Source organism: Rubrimonas cliftonensis (assembly GCF_900107585.1).
Classification (GTDB): Bacteria; Pseudomonadota; Alphaproteobacteria; order Rhodobacterales; family Rhodobacteraceae; genus Rubrimonas; species Rubrimonas cliftonensis.
In genome coordinates this window covers 1-2,503 of record NZ_FNQM01000072.1, presented here as the reverse complement: position 1 = coordinate 2,503, position 2,503 = coordinate 1, and the positions used below count along the sequence as shown (strand labels likewise).

General features: G+C 67.8%; 2 protein-coding genes. Both read right to left on the bottom strand.

All coding sequences use genetic code 11. From position 1 onward, the window contains the following. Window positions 1–73: 73 nt before the first annotated feature. A complete protein-coding gene (istB, locus tag BLW43_RS22535; protein WP_093257173.1) occupies window positions 74–868 on the bottom strand; it encodes an IS21-like element helper ATPase IstB in 795 nt (264 codons plus the stop codon). After that, window positions 858–2,390 (bottom strand): IS21 family transposase, encoded by a 1,533-nt coding sequence (gene istA, locus BLW43_RS22530; RefSeq protein ID WP_139284206.1) that lies wholly within the window; start codon window positions 2,388–2,390, stop codon window positions 858–860. The genes istB and istA overlap by 11 nt, the downstream gene beginning before the upstream one ends. Window positions 2,391–2,503: the final 113 nt, after the last annotated feature.

The following is a 2,503-nucleotide window of genomic DNA, read 5'->3' as shown; positions in this document are numbered from 1 at the left end:
TGTTGGTTTCCGCGCGGAACTGACCCGGGATTTCCATTGAGAAGTGACCCGGCTTGATATTGGTCGGCGTGGCTCAGGCGGGTGTCAAGTTGGCTGGGGCCTCCTTCTTTTTCCGGGTGGCGGCGGCGGTGCTCGCCTTGAAGCGGAAGCTGTCGTTGCCAGTCTCGAGGATGTGGCAGCGATGGGTGAGGCGATCGAGGAGCGCGGTGGTCATCTTGGCGTCGCCGAAGACTGTGGCCCATTCGCTGAAGCTGAGATTGGTGGTGATGACCACGCTGGTCCGCTCGTAGAGCTTGCTCAGCAGATGAAAGAGCAGCGCGCCGCCCGAGGCGCTGAAAGGCAGGTAGCCAAGTTCGTCGAGGATCACGAGATCGATGCGGATCAGTCCCTCCGCGATCTGGCCGGCCTTTCCCCGCGCCTTTTCCTGCTCGAGGGCGTTGACGAGCTCGATGGTCGAGAAGAAGCGGACCTTGCGGCGATGGTGTTCGATGAGCTGGACGCCGATGGCGGTGGCCACATGCGTCTTGCCGGTGCCGGGCCCGCCGATCAGCACGACGTTCTCGGCGGCGTCGAGGAAGCCGCCCTTGTGCAGCTGGCGCACCGTGGCCTCGTTGATCTCGCTGGCGGCGAAGTCGAAGCCGGCGAGATCCTTGTAGGCCGGGAAGCGCGCCGCCTTCATGTGATAGGCGATGGAGCGGACCTCGCGCTCGGCGAGCTCGGCCTTGAGCAGCTGGGACAGGATCGGCACGGCGGCCTCGAAGGCCGGCGCGCCCTGCTCCATCAGCTCGGTGATCGCCTGGGCCATGCCGTGCATCTTGAGGCTGCGGAGCATGATGACGATGGCGCCGCTGGCGGGATCATGACGCATGGCGGCCTCCGGCGGTCCGGGCCCGCAGGGCGTCGTAGCGCCCGACATCGGCCTTCGGCTCGCGGCGCAGCGCCAGCGCCTGTGGCGTGTCGATGTCCGGCCCCGTGGCGGTTTTGCCGTCCACCAGGCGGTGGAGAATGTTCAGCACATGGGTCTTGGTCGCCACGCCCTCGGCCAGCGCCAGCTCGACCGCGGTCAGCACCGCCTCCTCGTCGTGGTGCAGCACCAGCGCCAGGACGTCGACCATCTCGCGATCGCCCCCGACGCGGCGCAGCATCAGGGCCTGCAGCTGCCTGAAGCCCTCGGGCAGCTCGGTGAAGGGCGCGCCGTTGCGCAAAGCGCCGGGCTTGCGCTGGATGACGGCCAGATAGTGCCGCCAGTCGTAGAAGGTGCGCGGCGGCAGGTGGTGGGACCGCTGGATGAGGCGCTGGTGCTCGCACAGGATCTGCCCCTCGGCCACCACCACAAGCCGGTCGGGGTAGATGCGCAGGCTGACAGGCCGGTTCGCGAAGGACGCCGGCACGCTGTAGCGATTACGCTCGAAGGTGATCAGGCAGGTCGGCGACACCCGCTTGGGCATCTCGACGAAACCGTCGAAGGCGGGCGGCAGCGGCATCAGCGCCGCCCGCTCCGCAGCCCAGACATCGGCGATGGCGCCGGGCAGGGCGCCGTGCTCGGTGTCGCGCCACAGCGCGATGCAGCGTTCCTCCAGCCAGGCGTTCAGGGCGTCGAGGTCGGGGAAGGCCGGCATCTGCTGCCACAGCCGCGGCCGGGCGTCCTGCACCCCCTTCTCGACCTGGCCCTTTTCCCAGCCCGAGGCCGGATTGCAGAAGGTCGGCTCGAATACGTAATGGTTCGCCATGGCGAGGAACCGGGCGTTGACCTGGCGCTCCTTGCCGCGGCCGACCCGATCCACCGCCGTGCGCATGTTGTCGTAGATCCCCCGAGCCGGGACCCCGCCAAGAACGCGGAACCCGTGCCAGTGGGCGTCGAACAGCATCTCGTGGGTCTGAAGCAGATAGGCCCGCAGCACGAAGGCCCGGCTGTGCGACAGCTTCATGTGGGCCACCTGCAGCTTGGTGCGTTCGCCGCTGATGACCGCGAAATCCTCGCTCCAGTCGAACTGGAACGCCTCGCAGGGCCGGAACACCAGCGGCACGAAGATGCCACGGCCCGCCGTCTGTTCCTCGCGCTGGCGCCCGGCGCGCCATTCGCGGGCGAACGCCGACACCCGGCCATAGGAGCCGGTGAAGCCGAGCGCGACCAGATCGGCATGCAGCTGCTTCGCCGTCCGGCGCTGCTTGCGGCCCTTGGCGGCCTCCGTCTTCAGCCAGCCGGCCAGCTTCTCCGCGAATGGGTCCAGCTTGCTCGCGCGCTCCGGCGTGGCGAACTTCGGCTCGACCGCGCCGGACTTCAGGTACTTCCGGATCGTGTTGCGCGACAGGCCCGTCCGACGGGCGATCTCGCGTATCGGCAGCTGCTCCCGCAGCGCCATGCGTCGGATGACGTTCAAAAGTCCCATGTGGATCACTCCGTAGCCCCCCGTCGAGCATGGCTCTGGGGGGTGGGTCACATGGGTCAGATCTCAGTGGAAATTGGGCCGCTTCCCGGGTCAGTTCCGCGTGGAAATCAACA